Source organism: Paenibacillus sp. KN14-4R, assembly GCF_052180255.1.
Lineage (GTDB): Bacteria > Bacillota > Bacilli > Paenibacillales > NBRC-103111 > Paenibacillus_AM.
In genome coordinates this window covers 713,743-738,904 of record NZ_CP197466.1, presented here as the reverse complement: position 1 = coordinate 738,904, position 25,162 = coordinate 713,743, and the positions used below count along the sequence as shown (strand labels likewise).

Here is a 25,162-nt window from a genome sequence, read left to right as displayed (position 1 = left end):
AGTCGTCACCATTCACATGGGCATCCAAGATAGCCAAGGAACAGCTGAGTCAACTCATGAAAAAGGATAGCCCCTAAACACGGGCTATCCCTATTCACTTCTTTATGATTGCAATTGCATGAGAATTTGCGGATCTTTAATCTTCTTATCCTCGGCCAACATCACGATCTTCGACAGAATTTCTGCTGTCTTCGGATCTTCATCAATAAAGGGTAAGAATATACGACCTCTATGCTGTGAATGTACAGGAATAATATGCATAGCTCCTGTAGCTTGTCTATAAACCATACCGCTGCCCAAATGTACCCCATACTCGCCAAGTGCACCATCAATTCGAGCATAATTACCTTCTAAGCGAACATTATCAATCTTCAAGAGACGCAGTGACTCTTTGACAATTACTCTTCGCATCTCAATCGTTGTCAGACTGGCTTCTGGATCGACACCGCCAACATGAGCCACACTCACGACTAAATCGATGTCACGCATCACTTCTGAGAACAAAATGGGAGGAACCTTATCCAAGGTAACGCTCTTATACGTGTTCCGATCCAAGAATTGAACGGTTTCCAGTGTAGGTGCTTCAATCTCTGAAGGAGAGAACCAATCCGCCATCGCATAGAGATTCGCAATCAAATTCTCAGCATAGTATACCTTCTGAAGTCCCTCTTCATAACTAACTGTCCACTGTCTGCCTTTAAGCAAGGAGACTGTTTTTCTTGGCTGCACTTGATGCCCGGCATATCTGCGGGAAATCGTACCCTGAGCCTGCTCATCTGCATTCAGAACATACAATTCACGGAACACCTGCTTAAATGGCTGTCGAAGCTTGCGATCGAACAAGTCCTTCTGATACTGACTCCAATGACCGCTCTCGTATAAATGAAGGGGATGCGCAATAAGGAGCTCTTCTGAATCCCCTATGAGCATTAATTTACCCGCTGGATCGATAAGCCCTCCTTCAGCTGCATCGAAGTATCCCAATATCTCTCCCGACTTAAACACCAACGTCCCCAATAGAGGTGTAATCACTGGATTCCCTGATAGCCCCTTCAATTCCTGTAAAGTGAATGTATTCCCTGATTCCATGGAGCGTTCCAGCTCCTTACGTGCTCTCCGGTACTGATCTGTTAGTTCCGACTTCATTTCTTTCAAATCAGCAATATATTCATCCTTCTTATACTTTGCAGGGACAGATTTCAACTCTTTGCCTTTACGCGTAATGCCAATCTCTGATTGTCCTTCTTCATCAATAAGAAGCTGTACGGTCGTCTCCTCATCTAGCTTATATGGTTGGAAATAAGATTGCATATCGTCCAGCTTCCGCGCTTCCATATCCCACATCAGCCGGATGACATCTCCATACCCTGCATTTCTCGCTAAATTGCCAAGAGCAATCTGTGAAGTCATGCCTTCACTTGCCCTACGTTGGGCGCCAAATTTCTTACTCTGCATAATAAAATGCTGAATGAAATCATACCGTTCACGAATATCTTTCTCACGATTGTTAGCTAATGGAATAAGGCTATAGCTGAGCAAGTGATCCTTATTCCGCTTCTCTTCTACGGACTTTTGTATTTCCATAATATCTAACTTCCCCAGTGTAGCATCTGCGAACAGCTGTGATCTTCGATGATTGGCTCCGGCGGAAATATATTTAGCGCAATCGTATAATAAGTCGAACCGCTTCTCCCCCAACGTGTCATAAGCCTCTTTAAACCACCTTATATCAAAGGCGCCATCATTAAAGTCTTGCGCTGAAATCGGTGAATAATGCGCTACAATCGTTTCTTTTTCGGCGGAGTAGCCTTCGTTAATATGCGCATGGAAATACCAAGCTGCACTACGCAGCCCATCCCAATTTAAATATTTGGCTACAATGTCTAACCATTGAGGGGCATACATGGCTGCCTCTAGCAACCTTTTCTCCGTAATATCAAGACCTTCTAACATTTGTTTCAAGAGTGTATCGTCTTCACCTTTACGTGGATAACTGATCTTAAGTAAATGAGAGAAAGATTCCTTCTTCGTAATACTATCCCCATATCCATAGATATAGCCACGGATGAAGGTTTCCTGCTGCAGCCCGGATAATATATGAATAAAATGCTCCATACCCTCGATCCGCTCCAGCCCCATGACCATAGGTGTAACCTCCGTAGCTAGATCACCACGTTCGAGCTCTATCTCTAGAATCCGCTCAACAGCGGTCTGACGAATCGCAACTAACTCAGGATTATGATCGATCCAATCATATCGTTTAGATGTAATATTACGTATATGATTGCGACTGTTTTGACTGCCTACTAATTCCCGATATACTTCCCCTGTACCGATCATCCCCGCTTCAAAAGCACGTAAGTAATCCTTAAGGTCAAGGATCGAATCAACTTTCTCATTCGGGTTCATGATATTAAATGTATAGAACGTATGGAACATTCGCTTAAAGCTGTCATCATCATACATTCGACTACGGGCCATTGAGAACCATGGATTTGCTAAGAGCTTCAATATCCCCCACTCTTTGGATACTTTATCTTTAGGCATCGCTTGCATCACAGCACTCAAGGCATTTATCGTTAAATCAAATGTTGAGCTTTTATCGCTATCCATGAAGTAAGCAAAAAGCAGACTACTGATCTGACTACTATACTTAAATCCTTTGAGCGCATCTTTAATCTCTTGAATTTGAGCAACAGGATACAACTGCTCCGCAAACTCTTTGCGCGAACCCTCTAACAGCGTATGTTTCTCAAGCTCAGCGTAATCCATCTCATCATCAGAGAAATACCGATAATACTGGCTCATTTTCTGATCAAGGGGTTCCAGTATGGAATAGAAGTAGAGCTCCATTAATTCAGAGGCCCCTAAATTACTCCGCTCTAAGTAATCTCTCCAAACCTCGTGCAGCGGATATTTCGTAAGCTCAGCTGTATCGTCCTCTTCCTCTTGAAATGGACGAATCCTTCTTAATTCTGTACCCAACAGCAGCGTATCCTTGTAACCAGAGTAATACTCTACCTCATACTCAACATCACGATGATTATGAATTTCTTGATCCAGCCCAGAAAGAAAACGGATCACATCTTCCACCGACATAGTGAAGATATGCTTCCAGTCAAATTCTCCTATTACCGGAGTCTCTGTAAGCCAAGGTTCGATAACTTTCGGATCGAATAGACCGAAGCCATTCGCTGCTGTATATTCATTTTTCTGACTAAGCTTCCCGATCAATTGCCGTTCATTGTTTGTCGGATTCTCAATTAAAGTAGGCAGCGAACTCACAGCTTCATACTGCCCCGTACGTTCACTATCCTCAAAAATTTCAACAATCGTCTCCAGCGCGGCCAGGCGCTGTAATTCACTCTTACCTTGCAATAGCCGAGTTAGTGAGATTGTCACACTATCCTCGGGCTGGCGCAACAACAGCTCGATAGCACTTTGGCGTAAGGAGCCCGTCTTCAGCTTCAACAAACCTTCCACCAGCTTCAACTCTTCGTCCGATAACGTTAATTTTTTCGCCTTATCGAGCGCCTTCTCGCGGTTACTCATGCTCTTATCTGATAAAGAGGCAAATATGAATTCACGCTGTATGGAATGATCCATATCCTGCATGAAATGAGCTAACAGCTCTCCACGCATTTCTGCACTTAACCGATCCTTCAAGGCAATAATTTTTGCGATCCATTCGCTATCCATATCATACGCTATTAGATATAACATCTTACGAATAGGGAGGTCGGGGGTGTAATGAACATGCGCAAAATCTAGCACTTTGGAAGGAGCAGATATCTCTTTGTGAATACCGCCAAGGAACATCGCCTCAAGCTGTTCAAATTCACGTCGCCGCTCCTCCTTGTTCTCCAGAAGAGGAATACGTTCAAACGTAATACTAAGCCTATCATCTTCCTCTTTTTTCCATATACGCGTGTAATCATAACAATAGTTGGATAGAATCCAATACTGCAATTCAGGATCCGCAGCATCTAAGTATTGTCGAGCTATTCCATAACGAACATCTTTATTCTCACTGTTCGCGAGTACATACTGTGCAATGATCTTCTGATACAGCTCTCCATGCTCCATCAAATACTTAATTCTACTAAATAAGTCACGTTCTTCAAATACGGCTGTAGCCCATAAGCTTAAATAGACATGATTCGCATTATCACTAGTCAACCAAGATGCACGAACGGATTCATCATTTAGAGCATGATAAGCTCCCTCGATAAGCTGCCCAGCTACACGCTGATTTGTTGATTCCAGTCCCATACCTGTCCAAACGCCAAGCGCTCTTACGACAGAACTATAGCGAATAAAACCTTGGTCAATGTTAACCTTCAGCATGTAAAGGTTCGCTTCCAACGTCCCCTCGTCCATTCGTTCCACAATGGATTGTCGAAGCCCCTCTTGCAACCGAGAAGCAGCTAATAGCTCGCCCATCATCACGTACAATTCCTCATGGTGACTCATAAATATCCCTTTGATCATTCCGTGGGTAAGCAGCGCCGTTTGGTTATCTCCATATACAATTTCCTTAAGTGCCGCAAGTACTTCTGTATTGTTACGATCTAACTCATACGCAATAACATCACTGATCGTCTGTTCCAACTTATAATTCTGCTTCAACGGGTAGTCTGCTGACGTCAAATAATCTATAATTGCGAACCCTTGACAATCCATAGATATAAGTGAGCTCATCTTCTTAATGACCTGACCCAAGTGAGCACTACATTCCGATGTACGGAAAGGTCTACGTACGTATCCTGTGCTATATGGGTATTCAGTCGCATGAGCAGTAATATAATCAAATACTTCTCCTGTGTATTCATTCGTGAGCTGCTTCACAACTTTCACCAATGGTTCGAATAATAGATCGTCATTCCCCGCAGCAAGTGAATGCAATATCTCTTGGCATTTCAAAAAACACTCTTCATCCTGACGTACATACCCCACTTGCCCCAACTCTACCACTAACTTCGCTAATGGAGAAAGATGAGGATCTAACCCCTCTGCTCTTTCTTGTAATAATGCATAGTAGCGCTTCTCTTGTTCATGCTTCTCCATCATTCTTTGTCTCCCCTCACCATAGGCTTCCAGCTAACATTGTGAACCTGATAAATACAATTTCATCCTCTTCCATAAGCTGAAGGGGTGATTCCAAATGACTATTCTCTTCTTCACGAATAAATACTTTATATAGCCCATCTTCAAAAGCTAATAATGCGGTCTCTACTGCTTTGGCAAGATCAGGACTCTGTTCGTTATATACCGAGCCGAACCCTACCTTTCCACTCTCTCCGCGCTCGTTAATCTCCTCACCCGTTAAGAATGGAATCAGCGCAGTACTCTGTTGCTTCTCGGTTAGCTGCTGCACGTTAAAGCTAACTACTTCCGTAATGAGCTCCTTCAGCGTTGTCGGAATAACCGGAAGCTCTATTCCAAGCCTTGTCAGTACATTTTTCCGTTTACCCAAGCTTTTAACCGTTACGTACAATTTCATAGACTGTTCCTCCATCTCTCTAACTCAAACAATAACAGAAACACACGTTCTTATCTTGAGGCTTATCTCCCAAAACGGCGATGATATTTCTCCATAAATAATTACTCCTCATTTAGTAGCTTCTTTAGTGTGGCAATATCGTTAACCGCTACTAATTGCTCAAGATTTTCAAATATCTTTTTCTCATCCCAGTTCCACCATTGAAGCTCCAACAATAATTGAATCATCTCATCACTGAAACGTTTCTTAATAACATTTGCAGGATTGCCGCCAACAATTGTATAGGGTTCAACGTTTTTTGTAACCGTTGAGTTCGAAGCGACAATTGCACCATCACCAATTTTTACTCCCGGCATAATCGTGACATGTTGTCCCAGCCATACATCATTGCCAATCCAAGTATCGCCTTTGAAAGGCAGCTGCTCTAACGTTGGAGTGACCTTTTCCCAACCTCCAGCAAAAATATTGAAAGGATATGTTGTAATACCATCCATCCGATGATTAGCACCATTCATAATAAAAGTAACCCCTTCAGCCATGGCGCAGAACTTACCGATAATCAGCTTATCACCTAAAAAATCATAATGATGCTGAATATTGTTATAGAAATTCTCTGGTGAGTTTGTATTGTCGCTGTAATATGTATAATCACCAATCTCAACATTAGGCCTGCTTGGTAGATTATTAATGTAACAAACTGTTCTAATATTTTCATTTGGATATAGCTTATTTTTATCCGGAGCTATCGTCATACGACCACTACCTCTCTAATAGGTTATTAACTTTTCTTTTGATTATAAGTATACCAATTGAAATGATCGATCCCAAGTCCGTACTGGATTGACATAAGGTTCCATATCCTGTATGTTTTATTTTATTCCGGCTGTTCAGTATAAATAAAATAAATCAGAAGTCTTTTCATGAAAAGAGGAATAGAAAAATGCCTAAAGTAGGAATGGAACCAAAGCGTCGAGCAGATGTAATTAACGCCACTCTAATGTGTATCAGCAGACATGGGATTGATGGCATGACGCTGGATAAAGTCGCTGAGTATGCGGATTGTTCAAAAGGTGTTGTAACTTATTACTTTAAGAATAAGGATAACTTGATTATTGAGGCTTTCAGGTCGTTCTTGGCCTATTATGGTTTGAAGATCAATTCTCAAATTCAGAATACAATGACTCCAGAGGCAATGATCGAGGTTACACTGAAGAACATCCTCCCACCTTATAGCAAGGATACACAAGAACCCATCAATGTATCGGATCTTGAAGGTATTGAAAGGATGTATATCCCACACGAAGTTCAAGCAAAGCTTTTTCTTCATTTCTTTTCTAAAGCAGTATTGGATCCCCGTTTACAAGAAGTCGTGTCGGCGGGGTATAAGGAAGACATGAAAGGTATAGTGAAAATCTTTGACTATGGCAACATGTTAGGGAGTATGAAGGTGGATGATTCGAATAGCGCTGCTTATGGCCTGCTGGCGATGGTCGTAGGGCTAAGCTTCTTTCGAGTTGCAGATATCCCGCCAATGAACGGTGAAGATAATCGATATATCTGTGAGGACTATGTCAAAAGGCTAACTAGAGGAGGAAAGTAGAGTGTCTGCTGCATTTAAAAGCGATTTTGATTATCCAATGGTCAAAATTCCAGGTGGAGAAATAGAATTAAGAGACGATCGAACAAAAAGGATATGGAAGGCCGAAATAAGACCTTTCCTTCTTGCTCCGTATCCTGTAACAATGGAACTGTATTGTGCAGCTACGGGGAAATCCCCCATTTCTATCGATAAAAGTCAAAAGCCGGTTACGAATATTTCATGGAATGAAGCCATTTACATATGCAATCTACTTTCTCAGAAGGCTGGATTGAATGCGTGTTATTCTATTAGTAATGACAGTGAAGAAATCATCTGTGATTGGGAAGCAGACGGTTATCGACTTCCTTCTGAAGCAGAGTGGCAGTATGCATGTAAAGCAGGAACTAGCGGGTACAGATACGGAGAAATGGATAAGATCGCTTGGTATAATGAAAATTCAGAAGGTGAAACCCATGAAGTAGGAAAAAAGGAACCGAATGCATGGGGTCTGTATGACATGTTAGGGAATGTTTGGGAGTGGTGCTGGGATTTATATGACCAGAACGTATATGGTTCCTACCGAATTTTCCGAGGTGGCAGCTGGGCCGAAGAGGAACGAGGCTGTGGGGCTACCTGCCGTCGTCGCAGTCACCCGTCTTTTTGCATCGATGACCTTGGATTCCGCCTTGCCCGGTCTTTATAAGATTCGGAAGTTATTTAACATTTAAAAAGAGCTCAAGCATTGTTTCCGCTTGAGCTCTGACAGGTTAGACAATAGGTATATGCATTACTGCGTATGATTTATTAAATGAGCAATCTCTTTTACTCTCTCCATTGTAATTCCTTCTCTTTGTTCAACTGCAAGTGGATGATCAGTCTGTTCTAGTACTATTAATGGAACAGCGCCAACTTCTTGGGTATGTATCATTGTTTTCAACGACAGTGTAGTTATTGGATATATTGAAAGTTCCGTTGACAACCATCCAAAATAGGGTTGGTTATTTTCTCTTCCTTGTACGTGCAATAATTCATTGGATTCCATAAAATTTTCTTCACTAAGTGAAACCCAAACACTCCATATCAATTTCTCTTCACTATCGATTATCGGTATTTCAATGTGTCCTCTAATAAAAAAATACTGCTCATCAATTACGCAAAAATCTCTAATTAATTCTGTTCTTTTCTCTTCTGGTACCGTGTAATAATAGTATGGCGCTTCAATTCCATAACATAAAGGAACTTCGTTTAATTCGTTATTACATTGAGGGCATTTCATCGTTCCTACTCCTCCTTTACATCAATCAGGTTAATCTTATAACAAAATACACGCCAAAGAATCGATCGATCGAAGTAACCCTGAGGTTGTCCGATGCTTATTCTAAGGCGTGCATTTCTACCATCACTATTTGGATAAATTTGTTAAATAATAGCTTACTTCATCATATTGTTATAGCTGCTAATTAAACTAGAAACCTTATTGCTGTATTTATCCAGATATCCTACTGTCTCACTTGATTTTACTTTACCGTCAGAAGGCTTATTTAAGTTGGTACTCTTCGTTTGTAAGACCTGCATAATATCTGTAGCACTTGCCTTCACTTCTGGTATGATCTGATCAAATCTCGCTAAAGTTTTGATGCCTTCTTTTTCAAGTCTCGACTTGTCCTTGGCGTATTCCAAGAACTTATTCATATCTTCCGTTAAAACGTCATACTTTTCTTTGTATTTATTGGCGTCATAATCCAGTATGTTACTGTCATTCACCTTAGCTAAGGCAAAATCACTTTGAATTTCCTTCGCTTTCATTACTATGCTCTTCGCATAATATCTGACCAGATAATCATCCTTCTTTAACTTTTCCAAGTCCGCCTGTTCCATTTTCTTCGTTACTTCAGAGAAGTCTATGAAAAATTTATCTCCTAAAGCTGTGTATTCATTGTACGTCTTATAAAACTTTTTATGTAATTCTTTTCCTTTTGCGAAGTCATCCTGTGCAAAGGCTTTGGAACGATAATAGGTGTCTAATTCATTTATCATATTTAAGTAATCTTTCATTTTGGGCAGTAAAGCCTTCATAGATTCATCTGCTGCACCGAAAGAAGGCTTCTTAGACGAGTATGCCAGCGCCGTTTCCACTTGATCAAAAGCGAATTTGGCAATTGGAGATAAGATCTGACCATCGAACTTTTTCGCGTCAAAATTCTTTTTAAATTTAAGCTCTTCTTCAGTTCCAAAATTCTCTAAATATTTGCGAATACCTGTCTCCAAAAATCCCGTCATATAATTGCTTATGTCTACATAGGAATTGTATTTCTCTACATCTACTGCTGCTGCTGAATCAATTTTTCCTTCCTTCTCCTTAGAACCACATGAAATCAAAAGAACCGACAATACAAGTAATACTGATAAAACGGATAATAATTTCTTCAAAACACTACACTCCTTAATCTCTATATTATTCCATTACGACTATTTACATCGGTCACAAAGGGAATATTTATTAATATTACCAGTAGAAATTTGAGAATTGTTAGCTTAAAATTGAATATTTGAAGAAATTTTATCCCTATTTGATTCTTGCATTCATACTGTTCCATCATTTAAAAGCTTATACTTCATCGCATATTCAACAAGCTCGCTTTTTCGAGAAACATTCAGTTTATTCATCATTCTTGTCTTATGTGTATCTACCGTTTTGATGCTAAGCGTTAATTGCTGAGCTGTCTCAACTAGTGTATATCCTTTTGCAAGAAACACCAGCACCTCGCGCTCACGTGGACTTAATAGCACATAAGGATTTTGCGATTCTGCTTTCTTTGGTGTTTTTTTGAGCATCGATGAAAGCAATGTACGAGTTTCTTGCGGCCGAAGGTAGATATGCCCGTTCACGACGGAATCAATAGCGGTGTATAATTCTTCATCCACTGCCACCTTAGGGATGTAACCCGAAGCTCCTGCTTGCATGATTGAAGTAATATAATCTTCATCTTCATGCATGGTGAGTACGATGACTTTCGCTTGCTCATAACGTAATTTGATTTCTTTGAGCACCTGAATTCCGTCTAAGCGCGGCATACTGATATCAAGTATTAAAATTTGAGGTCTGAGTTCTTCGTACAACTGCAGAGCTTCAATTCCATCGGCGGCTTCACCTACAACTTCTAAGGATGGCTTCTTCTGCAGCAACAGCTTTAAGCCTGCCCGCAGCAAAGCGTGATCATCAACTAGCATGATTGTTATAGTCTGTTCCATCACTGCACCCCTTTTTCCAGGTTCAGCGGGATAGACACCCTAAGTTCGGTCCCGCCGACATTCGTAGTTTTAACAAAAAATGAACCTCCAAGCAACTCGGCTCTTTCCTTCATACCATATATTCCGATCCGATTTTGCTGACGAGCCCTTTCAAAATCTTCCGGCTGGATACCGTGCCCGTTATCATGAATAGTCAGTTGTATACAATGATCTGTAGTTCCCATGGTAATCTCGATTCTGGTCGCTGCCGTATGTTTGACTACATTCGTCAGGCTCTCTTGAAGAATACGATACAAGGCTACAGCAGTAAGACTATCAATGACGATATCATCTGCGGGAGCGAATAGATCTACCACAATTTCGTGCTTCTCTTCAAACTTTTGAATATATTTCTTTATTGCTGGAATTAATCCCATATCATCTAAAATAGGCGGTCTTAATTCTACCGCTAAATCCCTAATTTCCCGCAAAATACTCGCTGCAACCTCTCGGCTAGTATGAAGCAGCTCCTGCTGTTCGGCATCTTTCGCTTCATTAGCGAGCACACGCATGGTAACCATGAGTGAAGTAAGTGCTTGGCTTGTCTCATCGTGAAGCTCACGGGAGATCCTCTTTCTCTCATCTTCTTGAGCGGTCAATAACTTCAAGATTAGCGTATCACGAAGCCGTTCTTTTTCTTGAAGCTTCCTCAATAGCATTTCTACTTCGGTACCCGAGCTAATCAAGTTATCTGCCATATCATTAAAAGCATGCGCGAGTTTTCCCACTTCATCGTCACTCGTCACTTTCGCCCGTATAGATAAATTTCCCGCTGATATGCCTGTTGCAACAGCAACCAGATTATTGATCGGTTTCGTAATAAAGTGGGTCACATAATAAGCGATTCCGGCTGTGCCTATGCAAACCAATAATGTGGCCCAAACCAACTCGCCAATTTTAGTGAAAATAAAGGCTTTGGCCTGTTTCTCCTCCATGCCAACACGAACGAATCCTACATCTCCCCCCTCGATGGGGACAAGGATATCGTGAATATTCCCTTCATCTGAGGTTAGTGTAGCAACTTTTTGATGATTCGCGCCACCGAGAGTATGCGCACTTAATATCCCCTTCGGCAGATTACCGGAGAACGTATCCCCCACAAGACCATTTTTGCTATTAATGATCAGGATATAACGAACGTCTTCGTTCGATTTTTGTGCTTGGGAGATGAGAAGATGAATTGAAAATTGATCATCCGTAAGAATATAATCCGAGCTCAACGCCGCGATATTATTCGCAATACTAGTGCCGCGTTTTTCCAGCTCTTCAGTCATCATGTTGGTAAGCGAATCCCATATGATCGACCCTAAGACAGAGGCGAGAAAAAGCAGCGCCACGAGGATCATTCCGAATATCTTCCGATTTATACGAAGTTTACTCAACCATTTCATAGGCGACCTCGTTTATAGGAGCTTTTACTGTAAGCGGTGTCATATAATAGAGGATCAAACGGAACAAATCGGTCGATAAACAAACTTTGCAAAGCTGGTTGTATGGTTCCTTGCTCGTGCATGGACAAAAAAGTCTCTTTTATAATTTTCTTATCTTCATCAGGTAAACTGCTGCTGATTACTACCGGGCCAGTACCTATCGGCTCTGATTTGGCAATTATTTGTAAAGAATCAGCTAATTCAGGATTTTTCAGCTTGGCTTGTTCGCAAACCAAACTGTTCACAGCTGCAACGTCAACGACCCTGTTGATGACAGCTTTGAGTGAGTTTTCATGATTGTACGTGTACAATTGACTGCCAAAAAAATGCTCCGGTGTTTCCCCAATTTCAGCTAATCTTTCGCTCATAAAAATATAGCTGGAATAACTGGAAGGGTCGGTAATGGCAACGCTTTTTCCTTTTAAATCGCTAATATCTGTCATATTGCTGTCACGATTTACGACAAGATAACCGTAATAGTAAGGTACCCCCATTCGCTCTTGCATCGCAATCGGTTCAATCCCCTCAACTCGGTTGGAGGTTAGATACGCGCCTGACGACAGCAAAGCGATGTCAGCCCCACCATTCATCATTAGCTTGCTGATCTCATTGTAGCTCTTACGCTGAATAAGAATAACAGGTCTGTTAAGTTTCTCTCCTACATAATCGGCAATTGTTCTGTAGTGCATAACCGTTTCGCTCGGTGGCAGCACACTTGAAATGGCCACACGGACCGGGGATGGCGTCCCATCTTGGGCATTGGCAGGCGTAACATCCCTCTCGGAAAAAACAATCTGATAATCAGAACGACTATTTGAACATCCTGACGCAAGTACAGTAATCAAAATAATAAGCAGTATCATCGGCAGCCTTATCATCAGTTTCTCCATTCTACGCAGTAGGCTTCCGCCAGAAGGCAGCATAACTCTATCTGATTTGATTTAATTTCTTCAAAGTATAGCATGAAATACTGACATTCACGATAGGATTTTATCTGACAAGACCTCCTTATTCTCCTACAAAAATTCAGAACTTTGCTGATAGTTTTATAGTTCCAATTGGCATGATAATAAAGAAAGGATGTAGGGAGATATTCAAAAACGGGGAGGTCATAACGACATCAAGAAATTTTTGAAAGCACTATCATGAAGACAGCATCATTAACAGCTAAGAATCGAGGTTGATAGCATGATTTCATTTTTAAAACCGAAAGTCGCTACCAAAAAGGTAGCACCGGGAGATGTTCAAAAAACATACAAGCTCTTCCGGTTGCAGTCTTTATTAGGTGTATTTTTGGGTTACATGGCCTATTATATCGTTCGTAACAATTTTGCATTGTCTACTCCATATCTGAAAGAACAGCTTCACCTTAGTGCTACGGAAGTTGGGCTATTAAGTAGTTGTCTGCTCATTGCTTACGGAGTCAGCAAGGGACTCATGAGCAGTCTTGCGGATAAAGCCGATCCGAAAAGGTACATGGCACTTGGTTTGCTTATGTGCGGACTCGTCAATATTATGATGGGATTCACTACGGCGTTCTGGATGTTTGCCTCACTCGTTATTCTGAACGGTATTTTTCAGGGAATGGGAGTCGGGCCTAGCTTCATTACCCTCGCAAACTGGTTCCCGCGCAAACAGAGAGGTGTTGCCGGTGCCATCTGGAATATATCGCATAATCTAGGCGGCGGAATCGTAGCGCCTATCGTTGGTGTCGGCTTTGCTATGCTTGGTACTGATCACTGGCAAGCGGCAAGCTACCAGGTACCAGCAGCAGTCGCTATCGTTTTGGCAATGGTCATATTAGCTCTGGTCAAAGGCTCTCCGGTAAGCGAAGGCTTGCCACCATTGAACGAAATCATCGAGGATGAATCGGACTCTACTAAGCTACAAAAAACCAACTCCAAACCGCCGGAAGATATGACTGTCTGGCAAATCTTCAAAAATTATGTATTGTGCAACAAAAATGCATGGTATGTTTCCTTCGTAGACGTTTTTGTGTACATGGTTCGTTTTGGCATTATAAGCTGGTTGCCTATTTATCTGCTAAGTGTAAAACACTTCAGCAAATCCGAAATGAGCGTTGCCTTTTTATTTTTTGAGTGGGCGGCTATTCCTTCCACACTTCTAGTTGGTTATCTATCGGACAGGTTTTTCAAGGGATACCGCATGCCACCTGCTATCATTGCCATGGTGTTGATCTTCTTCTGCGTCATTGGCTACTGGCAGAGCGGCACTTTGCTTGGCACTACTATCTTCGCTGCCATCATCGGTTGTTTGATTTACGTCCCGCAATTTTTGGCTTCCGTGCAAACGTTGGAGGTTGTGCCGTCATTTGCCGTAGGATCTGCGGTTGGCTTGCGCGGCTTTATGAGCTACATTCTAGGTGCGTCTCTTGGTACTACCCTCTTTGGTGTAATGGTTGACAAGGTGGGCTGGAATGGCGGCTTCTATGTTCTATTGGCTGCTGTAGTCTGCTGTATTATTTTCTGTATATTGGCCCATATGGGGGTAAAAGAATTGGAACGCAGCAAGAAACAGGCAGTATAGGAATCCTATTAGAACGGGAATCAGCAGGATGCCCCTGCGGGTTCCCGTTCACAAATATTGGTCAGGCCCTAGGATCCCACAACGGTCAAAAGCATAATCGAGCTTTGGAATCTACCACTTTCGGGAACGACGCACACCACTTGCTCACCCTCAGAGAGATGTCCTGAATTCAGCAGTTCCTCCAGCATAATATAAATCGAAGCCGAACCTGTATTGCCCTTCGTATATAAATTCGTAAACCACTTCTCATCCGGGATCGTAATTCCTCCAAGTTCGAACAATCGGAATATTTCTTCTTTGAAAAAATGCGATGAATAATGACAGACCATCCAATTAATCGCCTGTGGATCAATACGACCTGCCTCCACCATCTCCAAAAAATGATTCGTTCCTACCTTTGTTATTTCATTAACAAGCCTTACATCTTGCTTTAAATTAAAAACCCCTTGATCGGCCGCCTCATTCGTGGATGGATAATCAAGCCAGGATTTATTACCGTCTTCTTTACTCATGCCCGAATACATACACACATCGTATTGATTCGCATACGACTTATTATCGATCCATTCAATGCGCAGCGATTGCCCCTTGGCAGAAGGGCTATTTTGCAAGATGGCTGCACCCGCTCCATCCGAAAGCATAAATCGCAAGAAATCCGTGTCGAATGGTACCCTACCATTGCTACAGACACTCTGTGCTTCAAATTTGGTATGTTTAAATTCCCGACTCAGAAACTCACTTGCACAAGAGATCGCTGCTTCATGCTCACCCGCCTTAATTTGTAAATAAGCAGTCTTAAGTGCCTGCATGCCACTCGCACACAACCCAGAAAACGAAGCAATTTCCATTACAGGAAAAGCAATCTCTGCATGCACCATACTAGCAAATCCAGGTAGAAGTACGTCGCCTCTTGTCGTACCTGCTGCAAGGAACCCAATCTCATGTTCCGCTACATGCCCATGTCGTTCTAATGCATCACGAATTGCTAGGGCAGCCATCTCTGCATTTGAGTATAAACTCTTTTGCTCTTTATCTATCGCATAATAGCGATATTTTATTTGATTCCTCTCCAGAATGATTCGCTTCGTTTTGGAAGATTTACCGCCAATTTTGCCGAGATAATCTTCCATTTCATCATTGCTAACCGGAGATCCAGGAAGAAATTTACCTATACTAGTAATATAAACCTGATTCATAGAGCACCTCACAATTATTATATAACTGTAATTATTGTATATATTTAACTAATTGTAAAGAATTAGGACAAATGAAAAGCCGCCTCCCTTGAATGGGGGAGACGGCCTTGGTCGTTTACTGGTTCATTTGGGATTGCAATTGATCGAGTGTAATCGTATCTTTCGGAATACCCGTTTTAAACTGAGGTTGCTCGTTGATCTTACTGTATTCCACTTTCACATTAAAACCGAACTTGGTCGGCTCTTCTTTTTCCGCTGCTTCAGCATCCTTGTTCGCCAGATCAACGTTCATTTCGAAGTATGCTGGGAAGTCTTTTTTATTAACAGCCGTTGTCATTTGAAGATCATTGATTTTCAGCGCCTTTTTGATTTCCTCTAGACCTGATTTCAGCGATTCTTTGTTTGCCAACTCTTTTTTCATCTTCTCAACTTCTGCTTTGTCGATATTGAAGAGGCCCGCATACTTCTCGTTCGACATCAAATCTAACAATTCAGGCAACACCTTTTCTACAACTGTAGTTACAAATGCTTCAAGGTTTTCGTCTTTTACCGCGAAATTAACGATACGATCCGCTTCTACAGTTTCCGGAAGCTTCGTATTTTTTTTGTCTAGCTGCGTGAAGTATGTTTTCTCGTCAACATTCTTTAGAATGGTTTTCATAACCTCTTTGCCAAACTCTTGCTGCTTTTGGATCGCAGCTGCATCCAAAGTAATTTTTTGGTCTGACTTTTCGGCCAGTTCCTTCATGTCCAATTCCACGAACTTACCTACGATATTTTTTGGCAGTGGCAGCATCGGGATGTTAGGTACTTTAATCCACACTTTTTTCTCATTCATAACGATTGGCAAAGTAAAGTTCATTTGCATGTCGCCTTTGAGGTGAGCTTCCAAGTTCATTTCCAGTTGCATCGGATCCTTCTGATATGTACCGTTAACATTAACTTCCATATTTTTCAATAATTGAGCAGCAGTAGCGAGACCAGTATTATTTTGGATCGCCTCTTCTGGGAATTCGAGATTTAATGCAAAAGACATTTTAAAATCTCCAGATTTGATGTTGGACATATTAGAAAACGCATTCTCCAACGTCTTTTTCGGTTCCATTTTCGCTCCGCATCCAGACAGTACCATTGATAGTACAAATACGAGCATGGTCATCATAAGCAATAACTTTCTCATGTAGTGTTACCCCTCTCTTCTCTTTTCCTATTCTCTTTTCTTAATCTCTTCTTGTTCAAACTCTTTTATTTTATTACATAAGCAGGAAATTGAAAAGAAAAATTTGCAAGATTTTGTCGATTCTATGATCCCCATACTTGATCTACCAATTTATGGAAAATACAAAAACCGCAAGCGGTACCTATTTCAAGGTATCTTTCTTGCGGTTCTTCGTTCGTTTTATCTCTAAGATTCGACGATTTTCCGTTTCGCTAAAGCCTTATACAGAAATACTGGGAGGTAGGCCGCCAAAATTATAGGTACGAGTAGCTTTAATGGGAAAATCATCATTAAAAGAAATACGACAACAATTGGCTTTTTGAGAGCTGCACTCGTCAGTGAAGTAGTGACCATGGTAATAGATGTTACAGGATCAATCCCAGTTAACGCTGCTATGGCGTACCCTACACTTACTCCAGCGAAAATGATAGGAAAAATGTGCCCTCCACGCCAACCGGTGGATAAACAAAATTCCGTTAAGAATAACTTTACAATGCCTAATATCAGCAATAGATATATAGACATGCTGCCCCATTCTACTACTAAATCGGTGAGCCCATGCTCTCCTGAAAACATCGTAAGAGGAAGGAGCGTACCTGTTATTCCAAGGACTAATCCGCCGATTACCGCTTTAATGACTTTGTAATGATCCAGCGGTCTGAGTAATTTATGAAAAATACGTCCGAAGAACTCATACATTTGGGCAAGCAATATTCCGACCAGGATAAGCGGGATCAAAGCCAATATTTCATTTACACGTATGGTGGCCGGACCAAAATCAGCTATCGCAAATTGTCGGTTATCGATTTTGGATAATAATACAAATACTCCAAAGCCCGCAGCCGTCGTAATTATATACACAGTGGTCTTGATCAACTTTAATAACTTTGAATCATGCCGCTCTTGAATTAGGGGAGTCGTTCCTATGAGCGGGGCTCTAAAAATCATACCAATCGTCGTTTCAACACTGTACTGTATGATAATTTCTTTGTACTGGTTTTCGATGGTTTTTTTCTTCACCCTCGATTTAAGGACGTCTCCCACCCACGTAGAGAGTCCACCCACAATGCCAACTAAAGCCGCTTCAGGCCCAAGACTGGCACCAAAAGAAAGGACGATAAGTGCAGTAAGCGCACTCTTAAACCCGGTACTGTAGTCAATTCTTTTAGTTTCCTTGAATTCGGCCAAGACCTGCTCCATATTGCGCGGATAATTACCGAAATACTTCTGACACAATCCTACCAAAATACCTCCGACTAAACATACAAGAATAGTCCAATATTGAACATGAATCGTACTCGGCAAAACATCCCATAATAAGTGGGTCATTAAAGAGGTGATAGTTAAAAAACTCCACGTCAGGAGCCCTGCAATCCCTCCGAAAGTGACGCTATATAATATCAAATAACCCCTAGCAATCCATTTCATTATCTTGTAACTGTCCTCCTTCCTTCATTCTCAAGCTGATCACAAGATTCGTGCTTTCAGACATCCCTATACTATACTTATATTATTTTCAGCTGAGGAAGTAAAAACTATACCTCACAGTTCTTGATCTAACAAGCTTTAAAGATTGATGGAAGCTCCGACAAGTGGGGGATTTGCTGTTTATGACGCGAATGGAATGCTTGTAGACTTGTAACATATAAAACTCATTCTTAAAATCAGAACAGCCCGGTCACCAAATGATCGGGCTGCTTCCTGTTTGAGCAATTCCAGCTTGGCCAGAATGCGTTAAGGCTCCATCAGTTTTCTTAGCGTCCCCTTCACTTGCCTTAAGGAGGAAGGAACTTCCCGTTCCACCTGCTCCAGAGATCGGAACGGGAATTCCTCGAGCAGCCCCCGCACATTGGAGCGGATATAATCCTTGTCCGTCTTGTGCTGCTGCAGCAGCCGCTCAAAGACTTCAAGCAGTCTGGCATCCGTCACGCCCCTCAGCGCCTGCAAGGCGATGAGTTGCACCCTCACTTCCGTATCTTCCAAGGCCGCGATGAATTTCGGCACATAGTCCGCTTTCACAGAGGCAGGCGATTTTCCCGCTTGATACAGCGCCTGGATGCGAATGTCCTTGTTGGGATTGAGAAAAAAAGGCAGCATGAGCGGCAGCATGTCTGCCCCAGCTTCGCTCAATATCATCGCTAGAAAGAGAAACGCCTCCTCGTCATTCTCCAGCGGCAGCATGGCCGCAAGCTCCTCCGTAAAGTGCCAGTCCCCTTCGGGCATGTACCACTTGATGAGCTGCAGCGCATGTAGGCGATCAGCGGCGTCTTGGCTGCGCAGCTTTTGCCTGATCAGCATCTCCGCCTGGCAGAATCTCATCTTGGCCAGCACATGAAGCGCCCAGCGGCACACTTCGCCGGAGCTCTCGTGATATTGCCGCAGGAGAAAGCCGACGGTTTCATCGGCAATGTCCGGCAACTTAAGCATGCCTTCCAGCGCTTCGATTTTGATACTTTCCTCCGAAACCGACCGGTACAGCTCCATCAGCTCCCGGTCGTCCCCGCCGCGGCGCAGCCCGAACCACGCGCTGTCGTAACCCGCGATTGTCTCGTCCAGCCAGCGCTCGTACCAATCCAGAAAGTTCGCTTCATAGGTGAAAAACGTCTTTCGGCTGTCCAGATCCGCATAGATCACTTTGCCCCGGTAATCCCCTGTAATCATCAGCATCGTTTCGTAGCTGCAGCCCTGCTCGCCGATATTGAGCAGTCCTGGGTACTTTTCGTCTTCATCGTCCTCAAAATCGTCATCCCAGTCGCCGCTGGGCGTTCCGGACGGCTCCAGTTTGGCTCCCGGGCGCAAGGGCGAAGGATGCCCTATGAGGTCAAGGTCAATGGCCTGCTTGGCACCCAACGGATGAATCCCGTAATAAGGTCCGGCTCCTCCGTTCCCCAGCTCCGTCACAAAAGCCGCATAAGGCTCAGGCAGAGCGATTCCGTGCTCTCGTTCGAACCGGCGAAGCTCGGCAAGGCTGAGCGGCTCGTTCAGTTTGTACCTATGCGCTCTGGCTCCGAATACTTTGCACTCCGGATCGGCTTTGGCCGCTTGCTCCAGCTTCCGGCGAATCCGGTACAATTGTTCTCTTGGCATGTGTTCCTCCCCTGTTTTTATTCCAAAAGCGATACTGATCATTTCAGCGGGATATCGTACAGCTGGATCGCCGTTTGCAAGGAATGATGAAGCCGGCGAACCGTTTCAAAAGCCGGCTCCAGGCTCTCTTCGATACCATCGATAAAAAGATCCATATGCCATTTCAGCGTCGTTCCCAGCTGCCTTCCGAAGGGAGTTTCCGGCGGAAGAGCGAAGGGCCTGAGCTGGACTTTCGTTCCGCCCCGCGCGCAGTCCCTGACAAACCAGGCCAGAAACTCTAGGGATTGCAGGCTTTCAGGTGAATAGTCGAAGGTAATCTCAAACTGGATCAGCACTTCATGATTCAGCCCGCCGTCCGTGCGCAGCAGGGCGGTGTGGGGAAGATGGGCGCACGCGCTGGACCCAAGCATGTCCGTATCGATCGGCTCTAGGTTCTCGACTCCGCTTTCAATTCCCGTAAAGCCTCTTAGCTTGAGAAGTGTATTGTGAAATTCTTCAATGACGATGGGATAACTGCTCATTTTCTTCTCCTTAATATACGGCATCATCGGCTAACCGATCGTCGATACGACATTTCCGTCCTGGTCTTTAATATAGGTTTTAACGATTTGAATGGTCATTCCTTTGAAGGAAGACAGCGCAATCATGCCTTCCTTCGGTTGCAGCTTCCGGGACAACTCGGCCGCGCTCGCCTCATCAAGCTTGATGCGAACCCTGTCCTCTCCTTCTTCCAAACCCACTGTCTCCCCCGGATCCAAAACAACCTGAATATCCGGACCTGTCATATAAAGCGATTTCCCTTTCAAAATGCGGCCTGCCAGCAGCTTGCCGACGATCCCGGCCTGTTTAGCCCCTAATCTGAGCACTGCCGGGGTCTTGCCGAGCAGACGCTTCTTAGTCGGTTCCCAGCCCAATTGATCCACATATAAAAAGCCAGTATTGGACCCGTCCCGTGCCATCCCTCTTTTCACCGCTTCGTCGACCGCAGGCACCTGCATGAAAGAATCCCGCGTCAGATCCGTTATGTAACGGGGCATGTATTCCTCGCAAGCCCTCAGCATGCCGAGCGTATTCCACGTCTGCATCGCTTCGAGTTCGCAGCCCATAATGCCGACCATTTGTAGAAACTGCACCCGACCGTTCGGTGTGTCCGCTGCCGGAAGCTCGGGGTCCTCGATAAAGGCCAGCGCCGTCAGCTTCGTATTGGACCCAAGGTAGATCGGGCCGTTGGCATCCAAGTAATCGCCCGACCGGAAGATGTTCCCGCTCTTGAAAACATATCTCCCCATATTTTGCAGCAGGTTTAGCGCCCAAGCCGGAGGTTCTTCCTCCGTTTCCTCGCGAGCGAGCCGAAAGGTCAATTCAAATCCGTAGCCGCTGTGCTCGGCATCGTCCGATTCCTTATCGTACAGCTCCGAAAACCCAAACGTAACGATATGCCAATGAGGCAGGGGCTGCTCCGCCTTGTATGCGCTGATACCGTTGAGCGGATCGGGACCTCCCAGCCTATATGAAATAAGCGTGCCGTAATGCTTCGGCTCCTGATCTCCGTAGAGCTTGGACATGGCCTGTTCAATGGCGTCCCATCCGTCAGACTTTACTTCTTCGTTCATCGTCGTTCCTCCCTATTGATGCATATGCCTACTATTATAACAGAACCCGAAACCGTGATTAACGACAGCAGCGTTTTGTTAGGGAAAAGGCCAGACTGGCAAATGAAGTCAAGAAAGATTTTTGCTTACGACGGTTGGCGGCCCGATATCTTGATGACAGATCACCTAGCTAAAAAGCAAAACACCTGATTTCAGCATCAGGTGTTGTCTAAAATTAATCTATCCATTCAAGCGCTCTCCCGCAGTGGCTCTTCTCTCTGCAATTCTTTCGGCAAAATCATCTCTTTTAACTCCGTTATGGTAGCTTTCTAGATTGCCCCTCCATCGCTCTAATGGATTCATCAACCTTCACCATCATGGAACATTCGACCCTCTTACGGAAGATGTCGCAGCTGAAGTCGTAGGTTCCACCCAGGGAACCAGTCGCGTGCAGCGCATTGGCAGGACAGCCGCCGCTGCAGTAGAGTTTCGCCCAGCAGTCCTTGCACTCCGGCTTCGAGTAGCAGTTGCTCTCTTTAAATTGGCATTGCAGCTCAGGTTTTGTGATTCCATCCCAGATGTTTCCCATGCTGTACTCTTCATCCCCGACGAACTGGTGGCAAGGGAAAAGCTCACCCCAAGGTGTTACAGCGAGATATTCCGTTCCTGAACCACAGCCGGTGATTCTCTTCTGGATGCAAGGTCCTTCCGAGAGATCAAGCATGTAGTGGTAAAAAGTAAATCCTTTACCTTCTTCACCTCGCTTGATCATTTCCTTGGCGAGAATTTCGTACTGTCTGTAAATCTCTGGGAGGTCCTCCTCGGTAAGTGCATAGGGTTCCCGTGGATCACAGATGACCGGTTCCATCGAGAGCTTGTCAAAACCCAGGTCAGCAATATGAAATATATCTTTGGTGAAATCGACATTGTTACGAGTATAGGTTCCTCGTACATAGTATTCTTGGTCTCCGCGCTTACGAACGAATTCTTGGAACTTCGGAACAATATGATCGTAGCTGCCTTTTCCAGTAACCGTGGTGCGAAGTCGGTCATGAACCTCTTTTCTTCCATCCAGGCTTAATACGACATTGTACATTTCCTGATTTAAATACTCGGTGACCTCATCGCTGAGCAGCATGCCGTTCGTCGTGAAGGTGAAGCGGAACTTCTTTTTGTATTCTTTTTCTCTGCTTCTTGCATAAGCTACGATCTGTTTAACCACCTTCCAGGCCATAAGCGGTTCCCCACCGAAAAAGTCGATGTCAAGGTTTCGATGATGACCCGAATTTTCAAGCAGGTAATCGATAGCTCTTTGTCCAACCTCATAGCTCATGATTGCCCTATTTCCGTTGTATTTCCCCTGGCTGGCGAAGCAATAGTCGCATGACAGATTACAGGTATGCGCAACATTGAGGCAGAGCGCTTTGACATAAGTTTTTCTATTTTTTAAATCAAGGGCGAGGTCCTCATACGCATCCTTTGTAAAGAGCTGCCCATCCTTTTTAAGCTCCTCGATATCCGCGATGGTTTTAAGAATGCCCATCTCGGAAATGCCGGAATCATGTTTATATTTATCCAACATCGTTGTCACGATTTCTTCGAAAGAAGCTCTCTCATAAAGCTCTATAATTTCATATGCGAGGTCATCGACAATATGTACTGAGCCACTGTAGGTGTCGAGCACGATGTTAAATCCATTTAGTTGATATTGATGAATCATACTTGCTAATCAAGCTCCTTTTGCCCACAAGTGGAAATGTGGCTTTGCCGTCCTTTAAAGGTGGCATCCACTTCTTAAAAATAGCCGCCCATCTGCAAAGCAATGGGCGGTAAAGTTCCGAATCCTATCTGTTCATTACGTTTTCACAGCGCTGGTTTGCAACTCCGCAGGAAGTTTTACAAGCGGACTGGCAAGATGTCTGGCATGCACCGCATCCGCCGTGTTTTGCGGTATCCATTAGTTTGCGGGTACTCAGTGTTACGATTCTTTTCATCATAAATAACTCCTTCTGTACAAAGATGACTTTCCCGAACCTCAAACACTAGTAAAAACTATATTTTTAAAAATAGATGTGAAATATTTCACAAAAAATGAACCGAAAATAGATTAGATCAACGCAAAACTCGTTCTCTCTTTCATGCTTGTGATCGTAGGATGCGGCTGCGGAAACCAAAACAGAGTCAGAACAATGTCAAAAAAGAAGCGACCAAAGAAGCGGATTCCATCGAGGCTTTAGCAAATAAAATGGATGTTTCGACAACGAAAATGAGCTGATTACCAGACTGGACCGACGCATCGCGGAAGTCATGAATTGCCCCATCCAAAATGGAGAAGAGATTCAAATTCTAAACTATGACATAGGGAAAAAATACAAGCCGCATTTCGACTACTTTGCCGCTGCCTCAGGAAGTAAGGTGCAACTTGCAAATGGTGGTCAGCGTATGAGCACGTTAGTTATCTATCTTAATGATGTGGTCTCCGGTGGTGAAACCTTATTCCCGAAAATCGGGCTTTCGATTGTCCCACAGATGGGATCGGCGGTATATTTCGAATACAGTAATAGCCTTGGTCAGGTCGATCCATTGACCCTGCACGGAGGTTCCCCGGTTGTTCAAGGGGAAAAGTGGATAGCTACAAAGTGGATGAGACAACAGCGAAGGAATTAATGTTAAGTTGCTTGCACTTCGAGCGAATCCAAATTAAAAGACGCCCCGTTTATTTAACGAGCCGCCTTCCGCTAACAATCATAAAACTTCTCTGGCGGTGACATACCTTCTCAACCAATAGGGACTTCTCCACTTTGTTATCGTTACGCCTGGCGGCGATTCGTAGGTATTTAACATTCTGCCATTGCCAATATCCATTCCCACGTGACCGATCCGATTATCGGAGTATCTATCCCTCCTAAAGAAGATTAAATCCCCTGATTCTATATCGCGTTGCCTACGAAATATACCGCGTCGAGCTTGTGATCTGCTTGTTCTCGGTAATGGTTCTCCATTTCGGCCATAAATATATTGCATATACGATGAACAGTCAAATACTCCGGTCTTTCTATATGGTCCTGCTCCAAATTTATAAGGGGTACCTTTTAAGGTTTGACCTAATTTAATAACCGGTCCTGCTTCAATGTGAAATTTCACCTTTACGTTTTTAGGTGATCTCGAGTTTTGTGTTCCTGCTCTAGAAGAGAAACTCGGAATGGTCACTCGAATACCCGATGATATCGGTTCATTCAAATTTTTGTTAACGGAAAGTAGCCTCTTAACAGAAGTATTTAATAAAGCGGCAATGCTCCTGAGATCATCGCCCTTTAAGGTTACAAAGAACCGTCCGGGTTGTCGAATAGTTACCGTTTTGGATTTTATGTTTAATATTAAAGCCACATTAAATAAGCGATTAACAGATCGAAGACTGATGAACTGTCTATTGTTGAAATAAATTAACGGATCAATTGGAAAATGTATTCCTTCTCTTCTCGCAACTGGCCCTGTCTTAGGGATAGTAACAAATTCCGACCCATCTGTTACTGTAAAATTGTTAATGTTATTTTTTTTGATGTCATATTCCAATATTTCCAAGATCGTATTAACCGGTAAATAATTTAGATTATTTCTTATGATTAAACTGATGGTATTGAAAACTCTTCTCCGCTTTGTGAAAAAGTCCCTTTGAAATAGTATTAATCTAATCTTTACCTGTCGTGTAATCGCCACT

21 protein-coding genes are annotated in these 25,162 nt (G+C 43.3%); 4 read left to right on the top strand and 17 right to left on the bottom strand.

Going from position 1 to position 25,162, the window contains the following annotated elements; all coding sequences use genetic code 11:
- Nucleotides 1-102: 102 nt before the first annotated feature.
- The 3 genes from ACSBOP_RS03575 to ACSBOP_RS03565 form a co-directional block, all read right to left on the bottom strand.
- A complete protein-coding gene (locus ACSBOP_RS03575) occupies nt 103-5,067 on the bottom strand; it encodes a DUF4132 domain-containing protein (RefSeq protein WP_442604359.1) in 4,965 nt (1,654 codons plus the stop codon).
- A 16-nt stretch (nt 5,068-5,083) separates the two neighbouring features.
- Nucleotides 5,084-5,503: a hypothetical protein gene (locus tag ACSBOP_RS03570; RefSeq protein ID WP_442603103.1), complete on the bottom strand. Its 420-nt coding sequence runs from the start codon at nt 5,501-5,503 to the stop codon at nt 5,084-5,086.
- Between the two features lie 101 nt (nt 5,504-5,604).
- Nucleotides 5,605-6,255 carry a Vat family streptogramin A O-acetyltransferase gene (locus tag ACSBOP_RS03565; protein WP_442603102.1) on the bottom strand — a complete coding sequence of 217 codons (651 nt, stop codon included), beginning with the start codon at nt 6,253-6,255 and terminating at the stop codon, nt 5,605-5,607.
- Nucleotides 6,256-6,443: 188 nt separating this feature from the next.
- Here ACSBOP_RS03565 and ACSBOP_RS03560 point away from each other — a divergent pair, with 188 nt between their 5' ends.
- Entirely contained in the window at nt 6,444-7,103 is a 660-nt protein-coding gene (locus tag ACSBOP_RS03560; RefSeq protein WP_442603101.1) for a TetR/AcrR family transcriptional regulator, read from the top strand.
- 37 nt (nt 7,104-7,140) lie between these two features.
- Nucleotides 7,141-7,785, top strand: coding sequence for a formylglycine-generating enzyme family protein (locus ACSBOP_RS03555; RefSeq protein ID WP_442604358.1), 645 nt, complete (start codon nt 7,141-7,143; stop codon nt 7,783-7,785).
- Nucleotides 7,786-7,869: 84 nt separating this feature from the next.
- On the opposite strand, the gene ACSBOP_RS03550 is transcribed toward ACSBOP_RS03555, so the two are convergent.
- From ACSBOP_RS03550 to ACSBOP_RS03530, 5 genes are all read right to left on the bottom strand, one after another.
- The gene (locus ACSBOP_RS03550; protein ID WP_442603100.1) at nt 7,870-8,358 is read right to left on the bottom strand and encodes a DUF2199 domain-containing protein; all 489 of its coding nucleotides are present in this window, start codon (nt 8,356-8,358) and stop codon (nt 7,870-7,872) included.
- Between the two features lie 155 nt (nt 8,359-8,513).
- Nucleotides 8,514-9,512, bottom strand: coding sequence for a DUF3829 domain-containing protein (locus ACSBOP_RS03545; RefSeq protein ID WP_442603099.1), 999 nt, complete (start codon nt 9,510-9,512; stop codon nt 8,514-8,516).
- Between the two features lie 153 nt (nt 9,513-9,665).
- Nucleotides 9,666-10,334, bottom strand: coding sequence for a response regulator (locus tag ACSBOP_RS03540; RefSeq protein ID WP_442603098.1), 669 nt, complete (start codon nt 10,332-10,334; stop codon nt 9,666-9,668).
- Nucleotides 10,334-11,764, bottom strand: a complete 1,431-nt coding sequence (locus ACSBOP_RS03535; protein ID WP_442603097.1) for an ATP-binding protein — start codon at nt 11,762-11,764, stop codon at nt 10,334-10,336. The genes ACSBOP_RS03540 and ACSBOP_RS03535 overlap by 1 nt, the downstream gene beginning before the upstream one ends.
- Nucleotides 11,761-12,681 (bottom strand): substrate-binding domain-containing protein, encoded by a 921-nt coding sequence (locus ACSBOP_RS03530; RefSeq protein WP_442604357.1) that lies wholly within the window; start codon nt 12,679-12,681, stop codon nt 11,761-11,763. Before ACSBOP_RS03530 ends, ACSBOP_RS03535 begins: the two co-directional genes overlap by 4 nt.
- A gap of 310 nt (nt 12,682-12,991) precedes the next feature.
- Here ACSBOP_RS03530 and pgtP point away from each other — a divergent pair, with 310 nt between their 5' ends.
- A complete protein-coding gene (gene pgtP / locus ACSBOP_RS03525; RefSeq protein WP_442603096.1) occupies nt 12,992-14,350 on the top strand; it encodes a phosphoglycerate transporter PgtP in 1,359 nt (452 codons plus the stop codon).
- Nucleotides 14,351-14,418: 68 nt separating this feature from the next.
- Here the strand turns inward: pgtP and ACSBOP_RS03520 are convergent, their stop codons facing one another.
- From ACSBOP_RS03520 to scfA, 8 genes are all read right to left on the bottom strand, one after another.
- Nucleotides 14,419-15,546, bottom strand: coding sequence for a beta-ketoacyl-ACP synthase III (locus ACSBOP_RS03520; protein WP_442603095.1), 1,128 nt, complete (start codon nt 15,544-15,546; stop codon nt 14,419-14,421).
- A 115-nt stretch (nt 15,547-15,661) separates the two neighbouring features.
- Nucleotides 15,662-16,726: a hypothetical protein gene (locus ACSBOP_RS03515; RefSeq protein WP_442603094.1), complete on the bottom strand. Its 1,065-nt coding sequence runs from the start codon at nt 16,724-16,726 to the stop codon at nt 15,662-15,664.
- Nucleotides 16,727-16,951: 225 nt separating this feature from the next.
- Nucleotides 16,952-18,193: a chloride channel protein gene (locus ACSBOP_RS03510; RefSeq protein ID WP_442603093.1), complete on the bottom strand. Its 1,242-nt coding sequence runs from the start codon at nt 18,191-18,193 to the stop codon at nt 16,952-16,954.
- A 306-nt stretch (nt 18,194-18,499) separates the two neighbouring features.
- Nucleotides 18,500-19,852, bottom strand: a complete 1,353-nt coding sequence (locus tag ACSBOP_RS03505; protein ID WP_442603092.1) for an SMI1/KNR4 family protein — start codon at nt 19,850-19,852, stop codon at nt 18,500-18,502.
- A 38-nt stretch (nt 19,853-19,890) separates the two neighbouring features.
- The gene (locus tag ACSBOP_RS03500; RefSeq protein WP_442603091.1) at nt 19,891-20,373 is read right to left on the bottom strand and encodes a hypothetical protein; all 483 of its coding nucleotides are present in this window, start codon (nt 20,371-20,373) and stop codon (nt 19,891-19,893) included.
- 30 nt (nt 20,374-20,403) lie between these two features.
- Nucleotides 20,404-21,465, bottom strand: a complete 1,062-nt coding sequence (locus ACSBOP_RS03495) for a suppressor of fused domain protein (RefSeq protein WP_442603090.1) — start codon at nt 21,463-21,465, stop codon at nt 20,404-20,406.
- 295 nt (nt 21,466-21,760) lie between these two features.
- Nucleotides 21,761-23,164, bottom strand: coding sequence for a thioether cross-link-forming SCIFF peptide maturase (gene scfB / locus ACSBOP_RS03490; RefSeq protein ID WP_442603089.1), 1,404 nt, complete (start codon nt 23,162-23,164; stop codon nt 21,761-21,763).
- A 124-nt stretch (nt 23,165-23,288) separates the two neighbouring features.
- The gene (gene scfA, locus ACSBOP_RS03485; protein ID WP_442604356.1) at nt 23,289-23,438 is read right to left on the bottom strand and encodes a six-cysteine ranthipeptide SCIFF; all 150 of its coding nucleotides are present in this window, start codon (nt 23,436-23,438) and stop codon (nt 23,289-23,291) included.
- A 313-nt stretch (nt 23,439-23,751) separates the two neighbouring features.
- Here scfA and ACSBOP_RS03480 point away from each other — a divergent pair, with 313 nt between their 5' ends.
- Nucleotides 23,752-24,111: a 2OG-Fe(II) oxygenase gene (locus ACSBOP_RS03480; protein ID WP_442603088.1), complete on the top strand. Its 360-nt coding sequence runs from the start codon at nt 23,752-23,754 to the stop codon at nt 24,109-24,111.
- Nucleotides 24,112-24,189: 78 nt separating this feature from the next.
- On the opposite strand, the gene ACSBOP_RS03475 is transcribed toward ACSBOP_RS03480, so the two are convergent.
- The gene (locus tag ACSBOP_RS03475; RefSeq protein WP_442603087.1) at nt 24,190-25,161 is read right to left on the bottom strand and encodes a C40 family peptidase; all 972 of its coding nucleotides are present in this window, start codon (nt 25,159-25,161) and stop codon (nt 24,190-24,192) included.
- Nucleotide 25,162 lies beyond the last annotated feature (1 nt).

What these genes read in the sequence shown, in the direction of transcription:
- ACSBOP_RS03575 (WP_442604359.1), bottom strand. Translation starts at nt 5,067, where the DNA reads ATGGAGAAGCATGAACAAGAGAAGCGCTACTATGCATTATTACAAGAA.
- ACSBOP_RS03570 (WP_442603103.1), bottom strand. Translation starts at nt 5,503, where the DNA reads ATGAAATTGTACGTAACGGTTAAAAGCTTGGGTAAACGGAAAAATGTA.
- ACSBOP_RS03565 (WP_442603102.1), bottom strand. Translation starts at nt 6,255, where the DNA reads ATGACGATAGCTCCGGATAAAAATAAGCTATATCCAAATGAAAATATT.
- ACSBOP_RS03560 (WP_442603101.1), top strand. Translation starts at nt 6,444, where the DNA reads ATGCCTAAAGTAGGAATGGAACCAAAGCGTCGAGCAGATGTAATTAAC.
- ACSBOP_RS03555 (WP_442604358.1), top strand. Translation starts at nt 7,141, where the DNA reads ATGGTCAAAATTCCAGGTGGAGAAATAGAATTAAGAGACGATCGAACA.
- ACSBOP_RS03550 (WP_442603100.1), bottom strand. Translation starts at nt 8,358, where the DNA reads ATGAAATGCCCTCAATGTAATAACGAATTAAACGAAGTTCCTTTATGT.
- ACSBOP_RS03540 (WP_442603098.1), bottom strand. Translation starts at nt 10,334, where the DNA reads ATGGAACAGACTATAACAATCATGCTAGTTGATGATCACGCTTTGCTG.
- ACSBOP_RS03535 (WP_442603097.1), bottom strand. Translation starts at nt 11,764, where the DNA reads ATGAAATGGTTGAGTAAACTTCGTATAAATCGGAAGATATTCGGAATG.
- ACSBOP_RS03530 (WP_442604357.1), bottom strand. Translation starts at nt 12,681, where the DNA reads ATGATAAGGCTGCCGATGATACTGCTTATTATTTTGATTACTGTACTT.
- pgtP (WP_442603096.1), top strand. Translation starts at nt 12,992, where the DNA reads ATGATTTCATTTTTAAAACCGAAAGTCGCTACCAAAAAGGTAGCACCG.
- ACSBOP_RS03520 (WP_442603095.1), bottom strand. Translation starts at nt 15,546, where the DNA reads ATGAATCAGGTTTATATTACTAGTATAGGTAAATTTCTTCCTGGATCT.
- ACSBOP_RS03515 (WP_442603094.1), bottom strand. Translation starts at nt 16,726, where the DNA reads ATGAGAAAGTTATTGCTTATGATGACCATGCTCGTATTTGTACTATCA.
- ACSBOP_RS03510 (WP_442603093.1), bottom strand. Translation starts at nt 18,193, where the DNA reads ATGAAATGGATTGCTAGGGGTTATTTGATATTATATAGCGTCACTTTC.
- ACSBOP_RS03505 (WP_442603092.1), bottom strand. Translation starts at nt 19,852, where the DNA reads ATGCCAAGAGAACAATTGTACCGGATTCGCCGGAAGCTGGAGCAAGCG.
- ACSBOP_RS03500 (WP_442603091.1), bottom strand. Translation starts at nt 20,373, where the DNA reads ATGAGCAGTTATCCCATCGTCATTGAAGAATTTCACAATACACTTCTC.
- ACSBOP_RS03495 (WP_442603090.1), bottom strand. Translation starts at nt 21,465, where the DNA reads ATGAACGAAGAAGTAAAGTCTGACGGATGGGACGCCATTGAACAGGCC.
- scfB (WP_442603089.1), bottom strand. Translation starts at nt 23,164, where the DNA reads ATGATTCATCAATATCAACTAAATGGATTTAACATCGTGCTCGACACC.
- scfA (WP_442604356.1), bottom strand. Translation starts at nt 23,438, where the DNA reads ATGAAAAGAATCGTAACACTGAGTACCCGCAAACTAATGGATACCGCA.
- ACSBOP_RS03480 (WP_442603088.1), top strand. Translation starts at nt 23,752, where the DNA reads ATGAATTGCCCCATCCAAAATGGAGAAGAGATTCAAATTCTAAACTAT.